Annotated in this window: 13 protein-coding genes, 12 tRNA genes and 3 rRNA genes; 6 read left to right on the top strand and 22 right to left on the bottom strand. The window is 49.4% G+C overall.

Translation table 11 applies throughout. The features are described 5' to 3' along the window. Nucleotides 1–198 precede the first annotated feature (198 nt). Complete coding sequence (locus ACKPBX_RS12070; RefSeq protein ID WP_086628412.1) at nucleotides 199–1,578, top strand: hemolysin family protein; 1,380 nt, start codon at nucleotides 199–201, stop codon at nucleotides 1,576–1,578. 70 nt (nucleotides 1,579–1,648) lie between these two features. Here ACKPBX_RS12070 and ACKPBX_RS12065 read toward each other — a convergent pair whose 3' ends face one another. The 4 genes from ACKPBX_RS12065 to ACKPBX_RS12050 all read right to left on the bottom strand — a co-directional run bounded on the left by ACKPBX_RS12065 (nucleotide 1,649) and on the right by ACKPBX_RS12050 (nucleotide 6,105). After that, a complete protein-coding gene (locus ACKPBX_RS12065; RefSeq protein WP_321381508.1) occupies nucleotides 1,649–3,181 on the bottom strand; it encodes a phosphohexomutase domain-containing protein in 1,533 nt (510 codons plus the stop codon). Between the two features lie 119 nt (nucleotides 3,182–3,300). After that, entirely contained in the window at nucleotides 3,301–3,810 is a 510-nt protein-coding gene (gene trmL, locus ACKPBX_RS12060) for a tRNA (uridine(34)/cytosine(34)/5-carboxymethylaminomethyluridine(34)-2'-O)-methyltransferase TrmL (protein ID WP_086628414.1), read from the bottom strand. 26 nt (nucleotides 3,811–3,836) lie between these two features. After that, the gene (queG, locus tag ACKPBX_RS12055; protein WP_119093208.1) at nucleotides 3,837–4,994 is read right to left on the bottom strand and encodes a tRNA epoxyqueuosine(34) reductase QueG; all 1,158 of its coding nucleotides are present in this window, start codon (nucleotides 4,992–4,994) and stop codon (nucleotides 3,837–3,839) included. 253 nt (nucleotides 4,995–5,247) lie between these two features. Next, nucleotides 5,248–6,105, bottom strand: coding sequence for a methyltransferase domain-containing protein (locus tag ACKPBX_RS12050; protein ID WP_068559860.1), 858 nt, complete (start codon nucleotides 6,103–6,105; stop codon nucleotides 5,248–5,250). Between the two features lie 215 nt (nucleotides 6,106–6,320). Here ACKPBX_RS12050 and ACKPBX_RS12045 point away from each other — a divergent pair, with 215 nt between their 5' ends. From ACKPBX_RS12045 to ACKPBX_RS12035, 3 genes are all read left to right on the top strand, one after another. After that, a complete protein-coding gene (locus ACKPBX_RS12045; protein ID WP_086628416.1) occupies nucleotides 6,321–6,731 on the top strand; it encodes an Hsp20/alpha crystallin family protein in 411 nt (136 codons plus the stop codon). 146 nt (nucleotides 6,732–6,877) lie between these two features. Beyond that, nucleotides 6,878–7,357 (top strand): RrF2 family transcriptional regulator, encoded by a 480-nt coding sequence (locus tag ACKPBX_RS12040; RefSeq protein ID WP_319995530.1) that lies wholly within the window; start codon nucleotides 6,878–6,880, stop codon nucleotides 7,355–7,357. 19 nt (nucleotides 7,358–7,376) lie between these two features. Then, complete coding sequence (locus tag ACKPBX_RS12035) at nucleotides 7,377–10,016, top strand: YhgE/Pip family protein (RefSeq protein ID WP_319995529.1); 2,640 nt, start codon at nucleotides 7,377–7,379, stop codon at nucleotides 10,014–10,016. Between the two features lie 283 nt (nucleotides 10,017–10,299). On the opposite strand, the gene ACKPBX_RS12030 is transcribed toward ACKPBX_RS12035, so the two are convergent. Beyond that, a complete protein-coding gene (locus ACKPBX_RS12030) occupies nucleotides 10,300–11,748 on the bottom strand; it encodes a glycoside hydrolase family 1 protein (RefSeq protein ID WP_319995528.1) in 1,449 nt (482 codons plus the stop codon). Nucleotides 11,749–11,923: 175 nt separating this feature from the next. Between ACKPBX_RS12030 and ACKPBX_RS12025 the strand changes: the two genes are divergently transcribed. Together ACKPBX_RS12025 and ACKPBX_RS12020 are read left to right on the top strand one after the other, a co-directional pair. Next, entirely contained in the window at nucleotides 11,924–12,277 is a 354-nt protein-coding gene (locus ACKPBX_RS12025) for a MerR family transcriptional regulator (protein WP_319995527.1), read from the top strand. A 110-nt stretch (nucleotides 12,278–12,387) separates the two neighbouring features. Continuing rightward, entirely contained in the window at nucleotides 12,388–14,079 is a 1,692-nt protein-coding gene (locus ACKPBX_RS12020) for a 1-deoxy-D-xylulose-5-phosphate synthase (RefSeq protein ID WP_319996437.1), read from the top strand. A 126-nt stretch (nucleotides 14,080–14,205) separates the two neighbouring features. Here ACKPBX_RS12020 and ACKPBX_RS12015 read toward each other — a convergent pair whose 3' ends face one another. From ACKPBX_RS12015 to ACKPBX_RS11935, 17 genes are all read right to left on the bottom strand, one after another. Beyond that, the gene (locus ACKPBX_RS12015; protein ID WP_119093215.1) at nucleotides 14,206–14,583 is read right to left on the bottom strand and encodes a MerR family transcriptional regulator; all 378 of its coding nucleotides are present in this window, start codon (nucleotides 14,581–14,583) and stop codon (nucleotides 14,206–14,208) included. A gap of 103 nt (nucleotides 14,584–14,686) precedes the next feature. After that, on the bottom strand, nucleotides 14,687–15,175 hold the full coding sequence (locus ACKPBX_RS12010; RefSeq protein ID WP_319995526.1) for a GNAT family N-acetyltransferase: 489 nt from the start codon (nucleotides 15,173–15,175) through the stop codon (nucleotides 14,687–14,689). A 119-nt stretch (nucleotides 15,176–15,294) separates the two neighbouring features. After that, nucleotides 15,295–15,378, bottom strand: a tRNA-Leu gene (locus tag ACKPBX_RS12005). 38 nt (nucleotides 15,379–15,416) lie between these two features. Then, a tRNA-Cys gene (locus ACKPBX_RS12000) sits at nucleotides 15,417–15,487 on the bottom strand. Between the two features lie 23 nt (nucleotides 15,488–15,510). After that, nucleotides 15,511–15,582 (bottom strand) — tRNA-Gln (locus ACKPBX_RS11995). A gap of 8 nt (nucleotides 15,583–15,590) precedes the next feature. Then, a tRNA-His gene (locus tag ACKPBX_RS11990) sits at nucleotides 15,591–15,663 on the bottom strand. Between the two features lie 20 nt (nucleotides 15,664–15,683). Continuing rightward, nucleotides 15,684–15,754, bottom strand: a tRNA-Trp gene (locus tag ACKPBX_RS11985). Nucleotides 15,755–15,787: 33 nt separating this feature from the next. Continuing rightward, nucleotides 15,788–15,868 (bottom strand) — tRNA-Tyr (locus ACKPBX_RS11980). Nucleotides 15,869–15,881: 13 nt separating this feature from the next. Further along, nucleotides 15,882–15,954 (bottom strand) — tRNA-Phe (locus tag ACKPBX_RS11975). Between the two features lie 18 nt (nucleotides 15,955–15,972). Then, nucleotides 15,973–16,045, bottom strand: a tRNA-Asp gene (locus ACKPBX_RS11970). 2 nt (nucleotides 16,046–16,047) lie between these two features. Further along, a tRNA-Val gene (locus tag ACKPBX_RS11965) sits at nucleotides 16,048–16,120 on the bottom strand. A 17-nt stretch (nucleotides 16,121–16,137) separates the two neighbouring features. Then, nucleotides 16,138–16,209: transfer RNA gene (locus ACKPBX_RS11960), tRNA-Glu, on the bottom strand. Between the two features lie 24 nt (nucleotides 16,210–16,233). Continuing rightward, a tRNA-Ser gene (locus ACKPBX_RS11955) sits at nucleotides 16,234–16,322 on the bottom strand. Nucleotides 16,323–16,374: 52 nt separating this feature from the next. After that, nucleotides 16,375–16,448 (bottom strand) — tRNA-Asn (locus ACKPBX_RS11950). A gap of 10 nt (nucleotides 16,449–16,458) precedes the next feature. Continuing rightward, nucleotides 16,459–16,574 (bottom strand): 5S ribosomal RNA (gene rrf / locus ACKPBX_RS11945). 92 nt (nucleotides 16,575–16,666) lie between these two features. After that, nucleotides 16,667–19,580, bottom strand: a 23S ribosomal RNA gene (locus ACKPBX_RS11940). 210 nt (nucleotides 19,581–19,790) lie between these two features. Then, a 16S ribosomal RNA gene (locus ACKPBX_RS11935) occupies nucleotides 19,791–21,349 on the bottom strand. The 16S, 23S and 5S rRNA genes sit together here with 12 tRNA genes alongside, the layout of an rRNA operon. Nucleotides 21,350–21,585: the final 236 nt, after the last annotated feature.

Here is a 21,585-nt window from a genome sequence, read left to right as displayed (position 1 = left end):
AGTGGGACAGAACGCATCAGATGACAACCATCTGTAGACCAAAAGAATTTTCGAAAACGCGTATTTTCAGGGATTCTTTTGGTCGCTTTCATTTGTTTCAGCGTGAAACCAGAGATCTCGTGAAGAAATTTCCTATTCAGGATCATTATTTCACAGGAGGTGAAGTCTGCTCTCTATAAAGGAAGCAGGCAATCAATTATGTCAATTACAACCGGTTTACTATTATTTTTCCTCATTCTTTTCATTGCTTCTTTTTTCGTTATGTCCGAATATGTGCTCGTGAGGATCCGCCCTTCCCGGCTGGATTTCCTGGTTGAAGAAGGAAATCCGCAAGCAAAATTATTAAAAAATATGACCGTTAAACTCGACAGCTATCTTTCAGCGACGCAACTGGGGGTTACGATAACTTCCCTCGCTCTTGGTTGGTTAGGGGATCCCACCTTTAAACGCCTGTTCGATACGCTTTTCGGCAACCTGCCGATTCCCGATGCGATCGCGACCATCCTGTCCTTTGTTGTTTCATTCTCTGTCTTGACTTCCATCCAAGTCATCATCGGTGAACTCGTTCCCAAAAACGTCGCCTTGAGCCGCACTGAGAAAATGGGATTGCGGATCGCGAAACCGTTGAACATTTGGTACCGCGTGATGTTCCCACTGATTTTTGTGCTGAACAAAACCGCCAATGGCATTTCAAAAGCGATCGGGATGAAAACAATCGGCGAATCGGATGACAATGTATCCGAAGAAGAACTTCGCCTGATTATGAGCCAAAGCTTGAAGAGCGGCGAAATCAACCGCGAAGAATACCAATTCGTGGAAAATGTCTTTAACTTCGATGAGCGGATGGCGCGCGAAATTATGGTTCCGCGTACGGAAATCGTAGCGGTGGACTTCAACATGTCGCTCAGCGATATCGCAAATGTCGTCCAGCAAGAAAAATATACTCGCTATCCGGTCATGCGTGAGGATAAAGACTCGATTGTAGGTGTCATCAACACAAAGGAAGTCTTCGCTGCATTTGTCGAAGCTGTCCAAAACAAGGACGAAAGCAAATTCACCGTCACCGATTTCGTTCGCCCGGTCATCACGGTCATCGAAACGATTCCGATCAAGGAACTCCTGGTCAAGATGCAGAAGGAACACAATCAAGTCGCCATTTTGATTGACGAATACGGCGGCACAAGCGGCCTCGTTTCGATGGAGGACATCGTGGAGGAAATCGTCGGCGACATCAGCGATGATTTCGAGACGAAAGATCAACCTGAATTCATCATGCTTGGCGAGAATCATTACCGTATCAGTGCCCGCATGTTGATCGACGATGTCAACGACTTGTTCGGCTTGGACATCGACAACGAAAACGTGGATACGATGGGCGGCTGGCTGCTGGACCAAAAGTATGACGTCAAAGAAGGCGAAGAAGTCGAATACCACGGCTACCGTTTCAAGGCCATCCAAAAAGAGAAAAATTCGATCCTAGTCATCGATATCTTTACGACAAGGAAGCTGAAAAACCATATCGACTCTGCCGATTCAGGAGAGCCAGAAGAAACAGAAGGACCCGAAGCAACCGAATAAGCAAACTGAAAAGACTTTGCGGCAGGCACTTGAGCCTACCGCAAAGTCTTTTTTTGTCCATCAAATTATATTAATGAAGATGCCCCGTATCCAATTCCGGACGTCCTTTGAAGAAAGGCAGCACCGTTTTCGCGATCAACGGAAGTTTGCCGACTGCATCGCTTTCGATCGTCCATACCAACAACGGCTCATGCAGGCTCAAACGCAGGATGAACCAGCCTTCTCCGTACTGTCCGCCCAGATTCACGCGCACGCCTTCAAGATGGTCCGCAACCAATGTCATATCCTCCGTGGCAGCGATGAAAGCGGCAAAATCCTTGATGATGGCATTGCCCACTTCAAAAATCGGTTCTTCGATGATTGTAAAGCGGTACTCCATCGTTTCTGCAGGCTGGCCTAGCGTCGCGATCAGATCGCCCAAATGCTTGCCTTCCGTTGACAGCTGCGCATCGGCAATCAGCAGTTTTGCGATCAGGTAGGCGCCGTCATCCAGGAAATAATTTTCCTTCAGCGCCGCATGTCCGCTCGTTTCGATAGCCAAGACCGCATTGGTGCCCGCTTCATTCAATTCGATGCCGCGGTTGATGACATTCCGGTAGCCGGTCAGATAACGGTCCTGGACCCCGCCAAGTTCCGTGATGAACGTCTCCAAGTGGGCGGATGTCGCCGAATTCGTGACGATGGTGGCACCTGGCTCTTCAGTCAACAGCACCGCCGAAATCAACGCAATCAGATTATTGCGGTTGAACGCTTTTCCGTCGCTGTCGACAATCGCGGAACGGTCCACATCGGTGTCGAAGATGATCCCAAGATCGGCCTTGTTTGCGATCACCGCATCCTGGATGCTCTTCATCGCTGCTTTATTGTCCGGGTTCGGGACATGATTCGGGAAAGTGCCGTCCGGATCCAGGAATTGGCTGCCTGAAGTGTCGGCTCCCAAAGGCTGCAGCACCCGGTCCACAAAGAATCCACCCGCTCCGTTGCCGGCATCCACAATGATATGGCGTCCCGTTAAAGGCTGCTCAGCGTTTTCAGCTGAAGCGATCCCTTTGCGGATTTTGTCCTGGAGATCGGCTGCGTAAGTTGAAAGCAGGTCCATCTCGGTCACAACTGCAGCTTGTTCTTTTTCAACGAATGCTTCAGGCATTTCGAATGCGTATTCCAGAATTTCTTCGATATCTTCGTGTTCCGCTCCGCCCGTTTTGGTGAAGAATTTCAGCCCATTGTATTCAAAAGGAAGATGGCTTGCGGTGATCATGATTGCTGCATCCGTCGCGTAATCTTCGTACTGCGTCGACATGAACATCGCCGGCGTAGTGCAAAGACCGACATCGATGATCTCGATGGCATACGGCGCCATCCCTGCCATAAGTGCCTTTTTGATGTCACCACCGGATAAGCGGCTGTCCTGTCCGATCGCAATTTTGACTTTCTTTTCGCCGCTCAAGCTGATGTTTTTCCCTTTTTGGAGCCAGTCCACGAAACCATATCCGATGCGCGTCACTTTATCCGCCGTAAGCGTCGCTTCATGTTTTTCCGTCGGAATCGCAATCCCGCGAACATCCGATCCATTCTGTAAGGCCAATAATGCAGCTTTTTCCATCATTCCATCCCCTTTTCGATTTTCCGTTACATCCATTATACCTATTCGACGGAAATAAAAAAAGAACGGCCGAAGCTTTTTTGCTTCGGCCGAACGGTTTAAAAGCGGAACGGGTTCGTTCAACCCTTCAACTTGTCGTTCTCATAGGTGTGGGTCAATTCCAGATTGGGGAAACCTTGCTGACGCAATGCCTCATAGACGATCATGCAGGCTGTGTTCGAAAGGTTCAGGGAACGCACATGCTCATCATTCATCGGAATGCGCAGGCATTTTTCAGCGTTTTCCTGCATGAAAGTTTCAGGCAATCCGGTCGTCTCTTTGCCGAAGATGAAGAAGACATCCTCATCCTTCGTGAAGTCGGCCTCGCTGTAGATGCGGTCGGCGAACTTTGTGATCAGATACAGCTGGCGGTCGCCCAGATAGTCGAGGAATGCCGCCAGATCTGCATGATGGATGATGTTGACATCATGCCAATAATCGAGTCCGGCACGTTTCAGCTGCTTATCATCGGTTGAAAAGCCCAAAGGTTCGATCAGATGTAAAGTTGTATTGGTTGCAGCACAAGTGCGCGCGATATTGCCTGTATTCGCAGGGATCTGCGGTTCAAATAGTACGATATGGTTGGTCATAAGTGAGACTCCTTTATTCTGTTAGATTAATCTGCTTCTTTGATATCAAGTATTTTCAGATAAGCCTTCTCCATTTCGGCTTTGGTTTCTTCGTCCGTTTCGATTATAAGTCGTTCGGAGAAAAAAGCCAACAATTCCGGATTGGCTTCGCGCACAATTTCCGCGATGGCCCAAGCAGCCGTCCCGCGCAGAACCGGCCGGGGATCCTGCTCAACCATCCGCAGCAGTTCCGGAATCGCCGTCCGGTCGCGGTAATTCGCCAAAGCAATGACCGCGTTGCGTTGCAGCGGCTTTTTGCCGCGCCACGAACCAGCCAAATGTCCGAATTGCTCCTTGAATTCCCGATTAGAGATCGTCAGCATCGGCTGCAGAACAGGCGTGACACTTTCCGGTTCCGGCTCCATTTCCGGATGCAGGTGATGATCCATGCCCCGATTATATGGACAGACTTGCTGGCAAATATCACATCCGTAAATGACGTGGCTGATCTTTTTGCGGTACTCTTCCGGCATGTACCCTTTTGTCTGCGTCTGGTAGGACAGGCAGATTTTCGGGTTCAATTGGCCGTTTCCGAGGATCGCTCCGGTCGGACAGAAGTCCACGCAACGCGTGCACTCCCCGCAGCCGAAGACACCCGGGTCATCCGCAGGAAAAGGGATATCAGTGATGATCTCCCCCAAATAGACGTAAGATCCGAACTCGCGCGTAATCAACAGCCCGTTGCGGCCGATGAATCCCAATCCGGCCCGCTGCGCCACCACGGTATCAATCAGCTCTCCCGTGTCCACCATCGGCTTGAAGCGGGCTTCCGGAATTTTTTCCTGGATGAAGGCAATCAAGCGGTCCATCCTATCGCGGAGGATGACATGGTAATCGGTCCCCCAGGAAGCGCGCGAAAAATTACCACGACGTTCGCCGCGCGTCCGCTCCGCCTTTTCGGTCATTCTGCTCGGGTAAGCCAACGCGATCGAAAGGATCGATTGCGGCTTTTCGAATATCCGGTCCGGATAAATCCGTTCGTCCAGAACCGGGTGCTCAAACCCGACCGTATGGCCCTTTGAATGTTGTTCCTTCAGACTTTCCAACATATATTCAAAAGGTTCGGCAGTCGTGAAACCCAGTTTATCGATGCCCAACTTTTTGCTTTCTTCTATTATTTCAGCCTTCAATGCGGCAAAATTCATTTTTTCATGCTCCTGACAGTCAGTATTTTTTTACCGTTCGGCGCCTTCGTTCGGTCCGAAAAAGATTGCGAAAATACGCACAAAAAAACGTATCGTTTCGGTGTCAGGCACGGCGAATGCGATACGTTGGTCAAGGTCATTTTGTGGAACAAAACGATAATAATGGCTACAAAATGATATACGTATTATAGCATATCACACCGCTGTGTCAATATTTTTCGGAAACTTGGGCTATGTTCGGGTTACGCCAAAATCAGACAGCTTTGCTGGCGACCAAAAGTGTGACTGCCACAGTGACAGAATTCAACGGATTTGCCGATGCATTTGCTAGTGATTCTTCAGATGCGCCCCATGATAGTGGCGTCATCTCCATCAACCAGCCATAGCTTTTAGCATCAAGATCCACGGTATAGATGACTTCTTCACTGACAGCATCCGGATAAATATCGTAGAATCGGTCAACCACTTGTTGATTGTCGTACTCTCTTTTTGTCGTATCCAAGGCATACAACTGCTCTCGCAACTCGATCAAATACTGTGCATTCGGCACAACTTTGATGACCTTACCGTCTGGTTTCAAAACACGGTCGAATTCCTGGTACTGCGATGGTGAGAAGATGTTCAAGATGACATCAAAGGCACTTTCTGCAAAAGGTGAATGCGCCAGATCGGCCACGCACCAGAAGGCATCCGGGAAAAAGTTGCTGGCCGCCAACTGGATCGCATCCTTCGAAATATCAAAGCCAATTTTTGTCCCCTTCAAGCCTTTTTCGGTCAAATAATGCAGATGCGATCCTTCCCCGCAACCGACATCCAGAACCGCCGCCGTCTCCGGCTTGTCGATATGGGCATAGACGGCATCCAGCAACGGATGGAAAAAGCCGGTGTCCGCCAAATTTTTCCGGCTCGACAGCATCTCTTTGCCGTATTCATTCTGGCCGCCCTTCATCAACAGATGCAGTGTTCCCTTTTTTGATACATCAAAATGATGTCCATTTGCGCAGACGAGGCTATGCCCCTCCACCGTCTCAAATTTCCCTTTGCAGATAGGACACTGGAAAAGATTCCGATGCTGTTTCAGATAAAGACTGCCCGCTTCAATTTTTTTCATAAATACTACCCTTTCTCGGCCTCTCCCGTTCACGCGGTGTGAGGCGTTCACTGTCTCAAAACTCCTTTAACAGTTTACCATAGAACCCGTTTGGAATCAGCTTTTGCTTCATTTCCGCTGTTTGGAACCGGAATCATTTCAGTGGAATTCCGATGCACGTAGGTTTATACTGAGGGTGAACAAAAGCTTCAATTAAAAGAAAGGAGATTTTTCAAATGTCAAATGAGTTACGCAAAAGCAACAGTTTCTTCGACCTGCTGTCGGACACCGGATCGATGTTCCAAAATCGTTTTTTCCAGGAAATAAAATTGGACGTACATGAAACCGAGGACAACTATCAAGTGACAGCCGATCTGCCGGGCTACGCCAAAGAGGATATCACTGTGGATTATGACAACGACATTCTCTCCATTTCAGCCGTCCGCAAATCGGAAAAAGTCGAAAAAGACGATAAAGGGCAAATCATCCGCCAAGAACGTTCTTCGGGTTCCGTACACAGGGAAATTTATTTGAAAGGCATCAACGACGAAGATATTACAGCTACTTTGACGGAGGGCGTCTTGAACTTGGTGCTTCCTAAAAAAGAGCCTACTCCTCCAACTAAACGCAAAATTGAAATATTCTGATACTTATAGAAAAGACCGAGCAAACCGCCTTCTTGGCTTGCTCGGCTATTTTTTTTGCCTCAAAACGAAAAGCTTCACTTGAACAATCGGACATTAAGAGATAAAATACATCCATGGATAAAATATATCTATGAAAGAAGGTGGAAATGATGAAAATGAAAAGCGGCGTGGAACAAGCCATCTGCATCCTGATCATGCTGGCGACCCAAATCGATCAGCGCCCGATCAAGAGCGCCATCCTGAGCAAGCGTTTGTCCGTCTCCGATTCCTATCTGAAGAAGGTGATGCGCTCCCTAGTCGTTTCAGGACTGGTCGATTCCGAAGCCGGCAAGGACGGCGGATTCAAATTAAACCTGACTCCAGAAGAAATAACGATGCTGCATATCTATGAAGCGATCGAAGGAACGCACAGCTTTGTCCGGCCATCCAATCTGGCCGAAAAAGTTTTTTTACGCGCGGAAAAAATCAAGTACAAAAAAAAGGAAGTACTCGAGGTTTTCTTTGATGCAGAGCAGCAATTCAAAGCCCGCTTACAGAAATACACACTCGATTCGCTCTTGGTCGAAGGCTCAGACAGGGTCGAAAACGTAGATTGGGAATCCATCGTCCTGTCTACAGAAATTTAAATAAAGGAAGTGCACTACCTTGTTGAAGCAAGAATGGAAGTCTGTTTTCAAATCGAAAAAAATATTAATCATCCTGTTCGGGATCAGCCTGATCCCTTCCCTTTACACCGTGCTCTTCCTCAGCTCCATGTGGGATCCCTACGGTAAACTGGCCGAACTGCCGGTCGCTGTCGTGAATCAGGACAAGGCCGTTTCCTATAATGAGGAAACTTTGGGTATCGGTGACTCGCTTGTCGCCGGCTTAGAAGAGTCCGACAGTATGGACTTTCATTTCGTGTCTGAGCAAGAAGCCGAAACCGGACTGGCTGATGGCACCTATTACATGGCTCTGACCATCCCTGAGAACTTCTCGGAAAATGCAACCACCTTGTTGGATACAACGCCTAAGCCGATGGAATTGACTTACCGGACTAGTGCAGGCAGAAGCTATATCGCTTCAAAACTGACGGCTTCTGCCGCCAAAGAAATCAAGGATACCATCTCCGATGAGGTGACGGCCATCTACGCGGAGACCATCTTTGATAAGCTTCAGACGGTCGCAGACGGCATGCAAACGGCAGCGGATGGTAGCGCACAGCTCAGTGACGGCACCACCCAGATTAAGCAAGGCAATGAAAGCTTGAGCGAAAATCTCCATGTGCTTGCGGACAGTTCCCTAACTTTCAGGGATGGTGTCGATACATTGGTTGTCGGCCTACAGACCTATCTCGATGGTGTCGGCCAACTGGATGCGGGCGCCTTGGCATTGAACGAAGGCGTGGGTACCTTGACTGCCGCAATGCCGGATCTGGAAGCCGGCGTCAGCCGACTGAATGCCGGCGCGGCTGCTGCGGCTGCCGGCAGCACATCACTGAGCAACGGTCTTTCCAGCTTGGCCACAAACAGCCTCACATTATCGACAGGCATGAACAATTTGAACAACGGCATGAACCAATTGGCAGCTGGCAGCGCCACCTTGACCGACGGCTTGACCGCACTGAACTCGAATCTCACGAGTGCTGAACAACAAGCCAAACTTGCTGCGCTGCAGGGCGGACTCGACCAAATAAAAACCGGCATCGAAACACTCGACAGCCAGCTTCAGCAATCCGCCCTGTCAGCGGACTTGACTGCCGTATTGTCCCAGCTGAACGGTCTCAGCACCACCCTTTCGTCGTCCCAATCAGAATTGAACACCATCATCGCTGCCGCGGATCCCGCCAGCAACACAACTGCCATCATGGCTGCAATCACCCAAACCGGCACCGAATTGACAGCCGAGCAGGAAGCGGCTGTCAACCAAGCTGTATCAGCGCAAATGGCGATCATTGCAAATGAACAATCCAGTTCCATACAGACGATCACAAATGATCTCTCTGCACTTTCCAGTTTGAACGGTATTGATGCTTCCGCGATCACGCAACAAGTGACCGCACTCCAAAACAGCATCAGCGGTCTGTCGGCAGGCTATGCCACTGTTTACGGCGGCGCGACAACCCTCGTTTCCGGATACGGCCAGATTGGTGCAACCACCCAAGCCCTGCTTACCGGTGGCAAATCGCTCCAGGCTGCCATCGGAAGCGCTCAAAGCGGCTCCCAACAACTTGCTGACGGCCTGTCCCAACTCAGCAACGGTTCCGAACAATTGGCTCAAGGTGGAAAGGGCCTGACCGAAGGCAATATCCAAGTGAGTGACGGCTTACAGACTCTGAATGAGAAGACCGGTCCACTGGCAGCAGGCGCGGCAAAACTCAAGGACGGAACAGAAGCACTCGCCAACGGAACCACGCAGCTTGTCGAAAAAGGCAATCTGCTGACCGATGGTACCAGTCAACTTGCTGCCGGCGCTGAAAAAATCAGTGACGGATCCGGTCAATTGGCGGATGGATCAAGCCAGCTGAATGCCGGCCTGATCAGTTTGCTCAGCGGCACGAATGAACTTGGCGCCAAACTGTCGGATGGCAGCGCTGCTCTGAATGAAGTCGATGCCACGGAAAGCACCTATGCCATGATGGCTGAACCGGTCATCACGAACCAGATCGAAACGGCTCCGGTCGCCAACAATGGCACCGCGATGGCACCCTACATGATGTCCGTTGCGCTCTTCGTCGGCGCCATCAGTCTGAACTTAATGTACGACATCTTCACTCCTCGGAATTATCCGAAAAATGGCCGCAGCTGGTGGGCCAGCAAAATCTCAGTCCTTTCCGCTGTCGGCATCTGCCAATCCCTCATCATGGTAAGTCTTCTTTTGACCGTGAATGGTTTGGAGCCGTCCTCGATCGGAAAATTGCTCTTGCTGTCCATTCTGACCGCAGTCGTCTCGGTGTCGATCGTCATGTTCTTCAATCTGCTTTTTGATAAAGTCGGCTCCTTCCTGATGCTGATTTTCCTCATTCTGCAGCTATCCGGATCCGGCGGCACTTACCCGATCCAATTATCGAATCCATTCTTTGAGGCGATCCATCCTTATCTGCCGATGACTTATTCAATCGATGCCTATCGTCAGCTGTTCGGACTCGGCGGCAGCATCTCCACAGATCTGTTCATCTTGTCCGCGATCCTGATTGTCTTCAATCTGCTGATCATCCTTTTCTACGCGATCAAACGGAAACAGTTGCGGAAGGAAGACTTTGAGGTCGAGGAAGAATCTGCAGCTCTGGAAACCCAAACCGCTTAAAAACTCTATGAATGCCAAAACACGCACACCGGTATAGGCTGTGCGTGTTTTCTTTTTTTTCTTTTCTGGGTGCGTGCAGCACGGCTGACGCTGCTGTTGCGCCAGCTCCGGTGGACAGCGGCTTCGCCGGAGTTCAGCTAATATTCTGAGTTGCCATCTCCGATGAGGAGACCTTCGCCGGAGTTGCGGCCGAAAATTACCTTCGTACTCCGGGGAGCGCCCCCTCACCGGAGCTGAGGCCCAGATTGCGTCACGCGCATAGAGTCGGATCAGTTTTCCAAACTTAATCCGCCAATATGTTTTCCCCGTTTGTGTCAATCACTTCTTTGTACCAGTCGAAGGATTTTTTCATTGAGCGTTCCAAAGTACCATTTCCTTCGTCATCCAGGTCGACATAGATGAATCCGTAGCGCTTGCTCATCTCGCCGGTGGATGCGGACACAAGGTCGATGCAGCCCCAAGGTGTGTAGCCGATCAGGTCCACCCCATCCAGCACGGCTTCATGCATCGCCTTGATGTGTTCCTTCAGATAATCGATGCGGTAATCATCCTTTACGGAACCGTCCGCTTCTTTGACGTCCTTTGCACCAAGACCGTTTTCGACGATGAACAACGGCACTTGATAACGATCCCAAAGATCCTTCATGGAAACGCGCAAGCCCATCGGATCGATCTGCCAGCCCCATTCGCTCGCCTTCAGGAACGGATTTCTGACGCCGTTCATCAGGTTGCCTGAGGCCGCATCACTTTCGACCTGCTCTCCGACTTCATCAGTCGCCATACTCATGTAGTAACTGAAGCCGATGTAATCAACCGTATAATTTTTGATCAGGTCCAGATCGCCTTCCTCCATGACCGGCGCTTTGGCAACATATTCCTGCAGCAGACGGTTCGTGTAAGTCGGATAAGCCCCCCTTACTTGCACATCGCTTGTGAAATAGTCGAAAGCCCTCTCTTTGAATTGCGAAGAAAATTGGTTTTGCGGATGCGCATTCAATGGATAGAATGGCGCATAGATCTGCATGCAGCCGATTTGGATGTCTTCGCGCAGCTCATGGCCGATTTTCACAACAAGAGCGCTTGCGACGAATTGATGGTGCCAAGCCTGAAAACGATTCGTGAAGTCATCCGAACCCGTGCTCGGGATCAGCCCTTGCGACAATGTCGGAAATTCCAAAGCCGAATTGATTTCATTGAATGTCATCCAATATTTAACTTTTGATGCAAACCGTTCCAGAACGACTTTAGCGTAACGTTCGAAGAAGCCAACAATCTTGCGGTTTTTCCAGCCACCGTATTCCTTCGCCAAATAAAGCGGCATTTCGTAGTGGGATAGAGTAATGACTGGTTCGATCCCGAATTTCAAGCACTCATCGATCAGTTCTCCGTAGAATTCCAAGCCTTTTTCATTCGGTGTCTCCTCATCGCCTAACGGGAAAATTCGGCTCCAAGCGATTGAAAAGCGGTAGGCTTTGAAGCCCATTTCAGCGAATAAGGCTATATCTTCCTTGAAACGATGGTAGTGATCGATTCCGACATGGTTCGGATAACCATATTTTTCCTTGTCGATCGTCCAGTCGAATTCCTGCGAATTCAAGATGGCGAAACGCTGCTTCCCGCCCGGCATCGCATCCGCAACGGACGGCCCTTTCCCGTCTGCATCGAAAGCTCCTTCACACTGATTTGCGGCAGTCGCACCGCCCCAAAGAAAATCCTTTTTGAAACTCATCATAATTGCCCCCTTTTTTTCATTCGTTCAACTGACTCAACTCTACCACTTAACCTTGACTTTAAGTCAACAGGAAACAGGAAATTTTATCCATTTGAAAATTTTGCTTGACTTAACCTTAACTTTAAGTTGTAAGCTTTGCCTATAAAACAAATTATGCCAAGCAGAGGTGAAAAAAATGAATATTTCAGAAGCAGCAGAAAAATCAGGGCTGACCGCGGTGACCTTGCGTTATTACGAACGGATCGGCTTGATCCCGCCGGTTACAAGAGGAAACGGCAGCGTCCGGTTATATCAAGAATCCGATCTCGGGTGGATCAATTTCATCAAATGCATGCGCAATGCCGGTCTGTCGATCGAATCCTTGATCGAATACACAGCCCTATTCGACAAGGGAACGGAAACCGTCGTTGCCAGGAAGGAAATCCTGATAGAAGAACAGAAAAAAATGGAAGAACGTTACAACGAACTAGGAAAAACACTGGAAATACTGAACAAGAAAATAGAACACTACGAGCAGGAACATTCTTGAGAACTGCACACACAACCAAAAGGAGCGATTTTGATTTGAATACACTACAGACAACAATCATAGACAAAGTGAACAGTCCCGCAGACGTTAAGACACTGAACCTCGTTGAGATGGAACAATTGGCTGGAGAAATCCGCACCTTGGTCCTGAACAAAGTCAGCCAGGTCAGCGGCCATGTCGGACCCAACTTGGGTGTCGCCGAATTGACGATCGCTTTTCATCATGTTTTCGATTCGCCAAAGGACAAGATTGTCTGGGATGTTTCCCATCAGTCCTACCCTCACAAAATTCTGACAGGCCGCAAACACGGCTTCGTCGACAAAGAGAACTTCGATTCCGTCACAGGCTACACTTCCCAGCATGAAAGCGAACATGACTTCTTCACTGTGGGGCATACTTCCACGTCCATCAGTCTCGCTGTCGGCATGGCAAAAGCGCGGGACCTGAAGAAGGAAACGGGAAATGTCGTTGCCTTGATCGGTGACGGTTCCCTGAGCGGTGGGCTCGCCTTCGAAGGCCTGAACAACGCGGCAGAATTGGGGGCCAATCTTATTATCATCGTCAACGACAATGAAATGTCAATCGATGAGAATTTCGGCGGCCTCTACCGTTCGTTGGCCGAGCTGCGCGCGACAAATGGGGAAGCAGCCAACAATCCGTTCAGAGCACTGGGCTTTGATTACCGCTACCTCGAGGAAGGAAATGATTTGGCAAAATTGATCGAAACCTTCCAGTCTATCAAAGACATCGATCATCCGATCGTGCTCCATGTCCACACCGAAAAAGGCCACGGCTACGAAAAAGCCACTCAGGAAAAAACGAACTACCATTGGCGTTCACCTTTCAACCTGGAAACAGGCGAAAGCCTAGGATCGGCTAGCGGGGAATCCTACAATTCCATCATCATGGATCATCTGATCAAAAAGGTCGATGAGGATGAAATGAAACTGGCTGCCATCAATGCGGCCATCCCGGGAATGTTCGGCCTGAAAGCCTTCCAAGCCGCGCATCCGGAGCATTATTTCGATGTCGGCATCGCCGAAGGCCACTCGATCACATTCGCCGCAGGACTGGCTTCCCAAGGCGTCAAACCGGTCGTTTTCCACTCGAGCACCTTCCTGCAGCGAGCCTATGACCAGTTGTCGCACGATCTGGCCATCAATGAATTGCCGGCCGTACTGATCATCAGCGGCGGGAAGATCTCAAGCGGGGCGGTGACGCATAACGGACTGTTCGACATTCCATTGATCAAGAGCATCCCTAATTTCAACTATCTTGCGCCGACAAGCAAGGAAGAACTGCTTGCGATGCTGGATTGGGCGCTGCAACAGGAAAAAGGGCCGATTGCCATCCGATTGCCGAACGGACCGGTCGTCTCCAGAGAAAATACACTGGCTGACTTCCAATCGCCAACTTATGAAATAATCCGCAAAGGCAAAAAAGTTGCAGTCTTGGCGCTCAGTTCTTTCCTTTCTCTCGGCGAACGAGTCGCTGAGCAAATGAAGGCTGCAACCGGTGAGGACATCACCGTGATCAATCCGCGCTCCATCACCGAGGTCGATGCAGATACGCTGAAGGAACTGGAAGCCACCCATGACTTGGTCGTCACGCTCGAGGACGGTTCATTGGCTGGTGGCTTCGGTGAGCAGATTGCTTCTTTCTATGGTGCTTCTGCTGTCAAAGTTTTGAATTTCGGCGCGAAAAAAGAATTTACCGACAATGTTCCGCTCGAAACGCTTTATGAGCAGTTCCATCTGACGCCTGAATTGATTGTAAAAGACATCTTGGACACATTGGCCTAGGCTGATTTTGTTGGCATAATGAGAAAACCATCCAAGCGGACGTTTAACTGTCCGCTTGGATGGTTTTTGTTTTATCGAAAATCATTCTGTTCGGTTACCGGATCTTCAGTCGGAACAAAAATCACCTCAATGGGCCAGGGTCTCTTCAGAATCCCGCAGCGTGCCTTCGAAGCTTTTGATTTTTCCGTTCAGCCTCTCGATCGTTTCACTGATTTCCTTCTGTTTGGCAATCAGTTGATCTCTTTCCCTGATCAAAATATTTTTGCGCGCTTCATCGGACTGCTCCCCATTTCTGAACAAGGTCGTATATTCAATCAGCGACTCGACCGACATCCCGGCACTGCGCATGCATTTAATAAAATCAATCCAACCAAGATCGTCCTTTTGGTAATCCCGTACACCGCCATTTTTGCGGGTAACTGGCGGGATCAGGCCCTCACTTTCATAATAACGCAGTGTTGCAGCTGTGAGCCCGGAAATTTTTGCAGCTTCAGAGATATTCATATGCTATCACCCTTTCTCTCGAATACAGTATACAACAAATGGAAAAGAGTAGCGCCAACAGAAGTCTGTCTGGGTATTCCATATCCACTTGCGCGATTTCCACTCAGGTCAATTCCAAATAAAACGGAATGATGTCCATAAAAGTGTCGTCATCCATTTTAAAGCCACCCGGAATGGTCCCCAACTCTTTGAAGCCCAGCTTTTTATAAAGGCTGATCGCACCCTTATTGTTGGCGACTACAGCATTGAACTGCATGATACGGAATCCAGCCGCTTTAGCCATCTCCAACGAATGCACCACAAGATTTTCGCCAATGCGCTTCCCTCTTTGATCAGCTTTAACAGCGTAAGAGGCATTCGCAATGTGACCGCAACGTCCTATATTGTTGGGATGAAGAATATACAAACCAACTATCGCGCCATCTTCTTCCGCCACGCCGGTAAAAGACTGTTCCGCGAAAAAGGCTGCCGCTTCCTCCAATGATAAGCCGTTTTCTTGTGGAAAATACTGACCTTCCATGACGACATGATTCCAAATTTTGGTCATTTCCCCCAAATCATTTTCGCTATATTTTCTGACAACGATATCCATCACCCTACCCACTTTCGCATGTAAATTCACTGGTTATATTATAACCCAAACTACGATTCGCTATGCAAAAAAAATAAGCCTGCAACGATGAAATCATCGTTACAGGTTTATTTGTCTGATACCGGCGGCCGGGGTCGAACCGGCACGCCCTTGCGGGCACTGGATTTTGAGTCCAGCGCGTCTGCCAATTCCGCCACGCCGGCATGATAATAAATTAATTACGATAGATCACCTATCGGAAAGGCGGTAACCGGATTTGAACCGGTGATAGAGGTTTTGCAGACCTGTGCCTTACCACTTGGCTATACCGCCGAGATGTTGCTATTTGAAAAAAACTGGGCTAGCTGGATTCGAACCAACGAATGACAGAGTCAAAGTCTGTTGCCTTACCGCTTGGCGATAGCCCAATAAAGAGGGCGACCGATGGGAATTGAACCCACGAGTGCCGGATCCACAAACCGGTGCGTTAACCACTTCGCCACGATCGCCATGATATTAATTTAAAAAACAGGGGTAGTAGGACTTGAACCCACACTGACGGTTTTGGAGACCGTAGTTCTACCTTTAAACTATACCCCTATGGAACAAATTTGAAATTTAATCCAAAAAAAATGGAGGGAGGCAGATTCGAACTGCCGAACCCGAAAGAGCGGATTTACAGTCCGCCGCGTTTAGCCACTTCGCTATCCCTCCAACATATAAAAAATGGTCCGAGACGGATTCGAACCGCCGACACCTTGAGCTTCAATCAAGTGCTCTACCAACTGAGCTATCAGACCAAAATAAAATTTAAAAAACGGCTCCGACGGGATTTGAACCCGCGATCTCCTGCGTGACAGGCAGGCATGTTGACCCCTACACCACGGAACCAATGGAGGTTGACGGGATCGAACCGCCGACATTCTGCTTGTAAGGCAGACGCTCTCCCAGCTGAGCTAAACCTCCATAATGCTGGTAATAAATGATCCGTACGGGAATCGAACCCGTGTTACCGCCGTGAAAGGGCGGTGTCTTAACCGCTTGACCAACGGACCAAGATATTTATTATACTGGGAATACGGAGAGTAAGGGATTCGAACCCTTGAGACAGTTTAACCCGCCTACACGATTTCCAATCGTGCTCCTTCGGCCGCTCGGACAACTCTCCAAGTTCCGATAAAATCTTATTCATATCAAATGCATGAGACTAAACCGAAAAACTCCGCAAGTAGGACTCGAACCTACGACATCATGATTAACAGTCATGCGCTACTACCAACTGAGCTATTGCGGAAAAACAAAAAGCGCGGCAACGTCCTACTCTCACAAAGGGAAACCCTTCACTACAATCGGCGCTAAGAAGCTTAACTTCTGTGTTCGAGATGGGAACAGGTGTGACCTTCTTGCCATCGTCACCGCACATTTTTCAAGAGAACGTTGTTCTCTCAAAACTGAATCTACAAAATTAAAGGGAACCCGAAAACACCGCTTGAGTTTTCTTCTTTTTAAAAATTGGTTAAGTCCTCGACCGATTAGTATTGGTCCGCTCCATACATCGCTGTACTTCCACTCCCAACCTATCTACCTGATCATCTCTCAGGGGTCTTACTCACTTAAAGTGATGGGAAATCTCATCTTGAGGGGGGCTTCACGCTTAGATGCTTTCAGCGTTTATCCCGTCCACACATAGCTACCCAGCGATGCTCTTGGCAGAACAACTGGTACACCAGCGGTGTGTCCATCCCGGTCCTCTCGTACTAAGGACAGCTCCTCTCAAATTTCCAACGCCCGCGACGGATAGGGACCGAACTGTCTCACGACGTTCTGAACCCAGCTCGCGTACCGCTTTAATGGGCGAACAGCCCAACCCTTGGGACCGACTACAGCCCCAGGATGCGATGAGCCGACATCGAGGTGCCAAACCTCCCCGTCGATGTGAACTCTTGGGGGAGATAAGCCTGTTATCCCCAGGGTAGCTTTTATCCGTTGAGCGATGGCCCTTCCATGCGGAACCACCGGATCACTAAGCCCGACTTTCGTCCCTGCTCGACTTGTAGGTCTCGCAGTCAAGCTCCCTTCTGCCTTTACACTCTACGAATGATTTCCAACCATTCTGAGGGAACCTTTGGGCGCCTCCGTTACATTTTTGGAGGCGACCGCCCCAGTCAAACTGCCCGTCTGACACTGTCTCCCTGCTCGCTAAGAGCAGCGGGTTAGAGTGGTCATATCACAAGGGTAGTATCCCACCGTTGCCTCCTCCGAGACTGGCGTCCCGGTATCATTGGCTCCTACCTATCCTGTACATGTGATACAAACACGCAATATCAAACTGCAGTAAAGCTCCATGGGGTCTTTCCGTCCTGTCGCGGGTAACCAGCATCTTCACTGGTACTATAATTTCACCGAGTCTCTCGTTGAGACAGTGCCCAAATCGTTACGCCTTTCGTGCGGGTCGGAACTTACCCGACAAGGAATTTCGCTACCTTAGGACCGTTATAGTTACGGCCGCCGTTTACTGGGGCTTCAATTCAAAGCTTCGCTTGCGCTAACCTCTCCTCTTAACCTTCCAGCACCGGGCAGGCGTCAGCCCCTATACGTCATCTTTCGATTTTGCAGAGACCTGTGTTTTTGATAAACAGTCGCTTGGGCCTATTCACTGCGGCTGACCTTGCGGTCAGCACCCCTTCTCCCGAAGTTACGGGGTCATTTTGCCGAGTTCCTTAACGAGAGTTCTCTCGCACACCTTAGGATTCTCTCCTCAACTACCTGTGTCGGTTTGCGGTACGGGCAGTTACTTTCTCACTAGAAGCTTTTCTTGGCAGTGTGACATCAGGAACTTCGCTACTAAATTTCGCTCCCCATCACAACTTGTCCTTGAGAGAAAAAGCATTTCACTCGTTCTCAGACTTGTTGCTTGGACACACATTTCCGATCGTGTGCATTCCTTAGCCTCCTGCGTCCCTCCATCGCTCAAACAAAAGCAACTGGTACAGGAATATCAACCTGTTGTCCATCGCCTACGCCTATCGGCCTCAGCTTAGGTCCCGACTAACCCTGGGAGGACGAGCCTTCCCCAGGAAACCTTAGTTATTCGGTGGACGGGATTCTCACCCGTCTTGCGCTACTCATACCGGCATTCTCACTTCTAAGCGCTCCACCAGTCCTCACGATCTGGCTTCGATGCCCTTAGAACGCTCTCCTACCACGGAACCCGAAGGTTCCATCCACAGCTTCGGTGATCTGTTTAGCCCCGGTAAATTTTCGGCGCAGGGTCACTCGACTAGTGAGCTATTACGCACTCTTTAAATGATGGCTGCTTCTGAGCCAACATCCTAGTTGTCTGTGCAACCCCACATCCTTTTCCACTTAACAGATACTTTGGGACCTTAGCTGGTGGTCTGGGCTGTTTCCCTTTTGACTACGGATCTTATCACTCGCAGTCTGACTCCCGGATCTAAATCAATGGCATTCGGAGTTTATCTGAATTCGGTAACCCGAGAAGGGCCCCTAGTCCAAACAGTGCTCTACCTCCATGATTCGCATATCCGAGGCTAGCCCTAAAGCTATTTCGGAGAGAACCAGCTATCTCCAAGTTCGATTGGAATTTCTCCGCTACCCACACCTCATCCCCGCACTTTTCAACGTGCGTGGGTTCGGTCCTCCAGTGCGTATTACCGCACCTTCAACCTGGACATGGGTAGGTCACTTGGTTTCGGGTCTACGACCTCATACTTATTCGCCCTATTCAGACTCGCTTTCGCTGCGGCTCCGTCTTTTCAACTTAACCTCGCATGAAATCGTAACTCGCCGGTCCATTCTACAAAAGGTACGCCATCACCCATTAACGGGCTTTGACTACTTGTAGGCACACGGTTTCAGGTACTGTTTCACTCCCCTTCCGGGGTGCTTTTCACCTTTCCCTCACGGTACTGGTTCACTATCGGTCACTAGGGAGTATTTAGCCTTGGGAGATGGTCCTCCCGGATTCCGACGGAATTTCTCGTGTTCCGCCGTACTCAGGATACTGGTAGAGCTGATTTGGATTTCGCATACGGGGCTATTACCCTATGTTGCGCAACTTTCCAGTTGGCTTCTGCTATCCATTGCAGTCTCATGTCCCAGTCCTACAACCCCAAAGAGCAAGCTCTTTGGTTTGGGCTTTTCCCGTTTCGCTCGCCGCTACTAAGGGAATCGAATTTTCTTTCTCTTCCTGCAGGTAATGAGATGTTTCAGTTCCCTGCGTGTTCCTCGATACACCTATGTATTCAGTGTAACGTAATATCCTATCAAAGATATTGGGTTGCCCCATTCGGAAATCTCCGGATCAAAGCTTACTTACAGCTCCCCGGAGCATATCGGTGTTAGTCCCGTCCTTCATCGGCTCCTAGTGCCTAGGCATCCACCGTGCGCCCTTATTCACTTAACCTATGGTTAAGCTCGCCATTGCTGGCTTGCTAACTTATTTCGTTAAAAACTCATTTAAGTTAACTTAAAACGCGGTAAAATGTTTAGGTTTCTTACTTTATTTTTGTAGTATTCAGTTTTCAAAGAACAAATTTTCTTGCTTGAGAGATTGATCTCTCAAAACTGAACAAAGAATGATTGAACCAAGCAAGGATTCCATTATATTCCTTAGAAAGGAGGTGATCCAGCCGCACCTTCCGATACGGCTACCTTGTTACGACTTCACCCCAATCATCTGTCCCACCTTAGGCGGCTGGCTCCAAAAAGGTTACCTCACCGACTTCGGGTGTTACAAACTCTCGTGGTGTGACGGGCGGTGTGTACAAGACCCGGGAACGTATTCACCGCGGCGTGCTGATCCGCGATTACTAGCGATTCCGGCTTCATGCAGGCGAGTTGCAGCCTGCAATCCGAACTGAGAATGGCTTTAAGAGATTCGCTTGACCTCGCGGTCTTGCTGCTCGTTGTACCATCCATTGTAGCACGTGTGTAGCCCAGGTCATAAGGGGCATGATGATTTGACGTCATCCCCACCTTCCTCCGGTTTGTCACCGGCAGTCTCATTAGAGTGCCCAACTGAATGCTGGCAACTAACAATAGGGGTTGCGCTCGTTGCGGGACTTAACCCAACATCTCACGACACGAGCTGACGACAACCATGCACCACCTGTCACTTTGTCCCCGAAGGGAAAGTCCTATCTCTAGGATTGTCAAAGGATGTCAAGACCTGGTAAGGTTCTTCGCGTTGCTTCGAATTAAACCACATGCTCCACCGCTTGTGCGGGTCCCCGTCAATTCCTTTGAGTTTCAGCCTTGCGGCCGTACTCCCCAGGCGGAGTGCTTAATGCGTTAGCTGCAGCACTGAAGGGTGGAAACCCTCCAACACTTAGCACTCATCGTTTACGGCGTGGACTACCAGGGTATCTAATCCTGTTTGCTCCCCACGCTTTCGAGCCTCAGCGTCAGTTACAGACCAGAGAGTCGCCTTCGCCACTGGTGTTCCTCCATATATCTACGCATTTCACCGCTACACATGGAATTCCACTCTCCTCTTCTGCACTCAAGTTCCCCAGTTTCCAATGACCTTCCACGGTTGAGCCGTGGGCTTTCACATCAGACTTAAGGAACCGCCTGCGCTCGCTTTACGCCCAATAAATCCGGACAACGCTTGCCACCTACGTATTACCGCGGCTGCTGGCACGTAGTTAGCCGTGGCTTTCTGGTCAGATACCGTCAAGGCTGGAGCAGTTACTCTCCAACTTGTTCTTCTCTGACAACAGAGTTTTACGATCCGAAAACCTTCTTCACTCACGCGGCGTTGCTCCGTCAGACTTTCGTCCATTGCGGAAGATTCCCTACTGCTGCCTCCCGTAGGAGTTTGGGCCGTGTCTCAGTCCCAATGTGGCCGATCACCCTCTCAGGTCGGCTACGTATCATCGTCTTGGTGAGCCATTACCTCACCAACTAACTAATACGCCGCGGGTCCATCCATAAGCGACAGCACAAAGGCCGTCTTTCCTTTCCCGATCATGCGATCAAGAAAACTATGCGGTATTAGCACCCGTTTCCGGATGTTATCCCCCTCTTATGGGCAGGTTACCCACGTGTTACTCACCCGTCCGCCACTATCTTCTCAGTGGAAGCAAGCTTCCATAGAAAAGACCGTTCGACTTGCATGTATTAGGCACGCCGCCAGCGTTCGTCCTGAGCCAGGATCAAACTCTCATGTAAATGTGGACTCTTGTACAGAAATCCTACACGTTAAGCTGATAGCTCTTAATTTCTTGCTGACTTTATGTTTGCGATACTAAGTATCGTCTTCGTTTGCTTCGACCGAAGTCTAAGCTCCTTGCACATTTGGTTCGTTCATTCTTTATTCAGTTTTCAAAGGTCAATCGCGCATCACGTGTTACGTGATTGCTTATTTATATTATCACGGTCACCGCACCTTGTCAACAGTTTTTAAA

This window comes from Trichococcus shcherbakoviae (genome assembly GCF_963666195.1).
In the GTDB taxonomy this organism is placed as follows: domain Bacteria; phylum Bacillota; class Bacilli; order Lactobacillales; family Aerococcaceae; genus Trichococcus; species Trichococcus shcherbakoviae.
Note: the sequence above shows the minus strand (reverse complement) of the source record. Positions and strands in the feature narration are given on the sequence as shown.

What these genes read in the sequence shown, in the direction of transcription:
- ACKPBX_RS12070 (WP_086628412.1), top strand. Translation starts at nt 199, where the DNA reads ATGTCAATTACAACCGGTTTACTATTATTTTTCCTCATTCTTTTCATT.
- ACKPBX_RS12065 (WP_321381508.1), bottom strand. Translation starts at nt 3,181, where the DNA reads ATGGAAAAAGCTGCATTATTGGCCTTACAGAATGGATCGGATGTTCGC.
- trmL (WP_086628414.1), bottom strand. Translation starts at nt 3,810, where the DNA reads ATGACCAACCATATCGTACTATTTGAACCGCAGATCCCTGCGAATACA.
- queG (WP_119093208.1), bottom strand. Translation starts at nt 4,994, where the DNA reads ATGAATTTTGCCGCATTGAAGGCTGAAATAATAGAAGAAAGCAAAAAG.
- ACKPBX_RS12050 (WP_068559860.1), bottom strand. Translation starts at nt 6,105, where the DNA reads ATGAAAAAAATTGAAGCGGGCAGTCTTTATCTGAAACAGCATCGGAAT.
- ACKPBX_RS12045 (WP_086628416.1), top strand. Translation starts at nt 6,321, where the DNA reads ATGTCAAATGAGTTACGCAAAAGCAACAGTTTCTTCGACCTGCTGTCG.
- ACKPBX_RS12040 (WP_319995530.1), top strand. Translation starts at nt 6,878, where the DNA reads ATGATGAAAATGAAAAGCGGCGTGGAACAAGCCATCTGCATCCTGATC.
- ACKPBX_RS12030 (WP_319995528.1), bottom strand. Translation starts at nt 11,748, where the DNA reads ATGATGAGTTTCAAAAAGGATTTTCTTTGGGGCGGTGCGACTGCCGCA.
- ACKPBX_RS12025 (WP_319995527.1), top strand. Translation starts at nt 11,924, where the DNA reads ATGAATATTTCAGAAGCAGCAGAAAAATCAGGGCTGACCGCGGTGACC.
- ACKPBX_RS12020 (WP_319996437.1), top strand. Translation starts at nt 12,388, where the DNA reads ATGGAACAATTGGCTGGAGAAATCCGCACCTTGGTCCTGAACAAAGTC.
- ACKPBX_RS12015 (WP_119093215.1), bottom strand. Translation starts at nt 14,583, where the DNA reads ATGAATATCTCTGAAGCTGCAAAAATTTCCGGGCTCACAGCTGCAACA.
- ACKPBX_RS12010 (WP_319995526.1), bottom strand. Translation starts at nt 15,175, where the DNA reads ATGGATATCGTTGTCAGAAAATATAGCGAAAATGATTTGGGGGAAATG.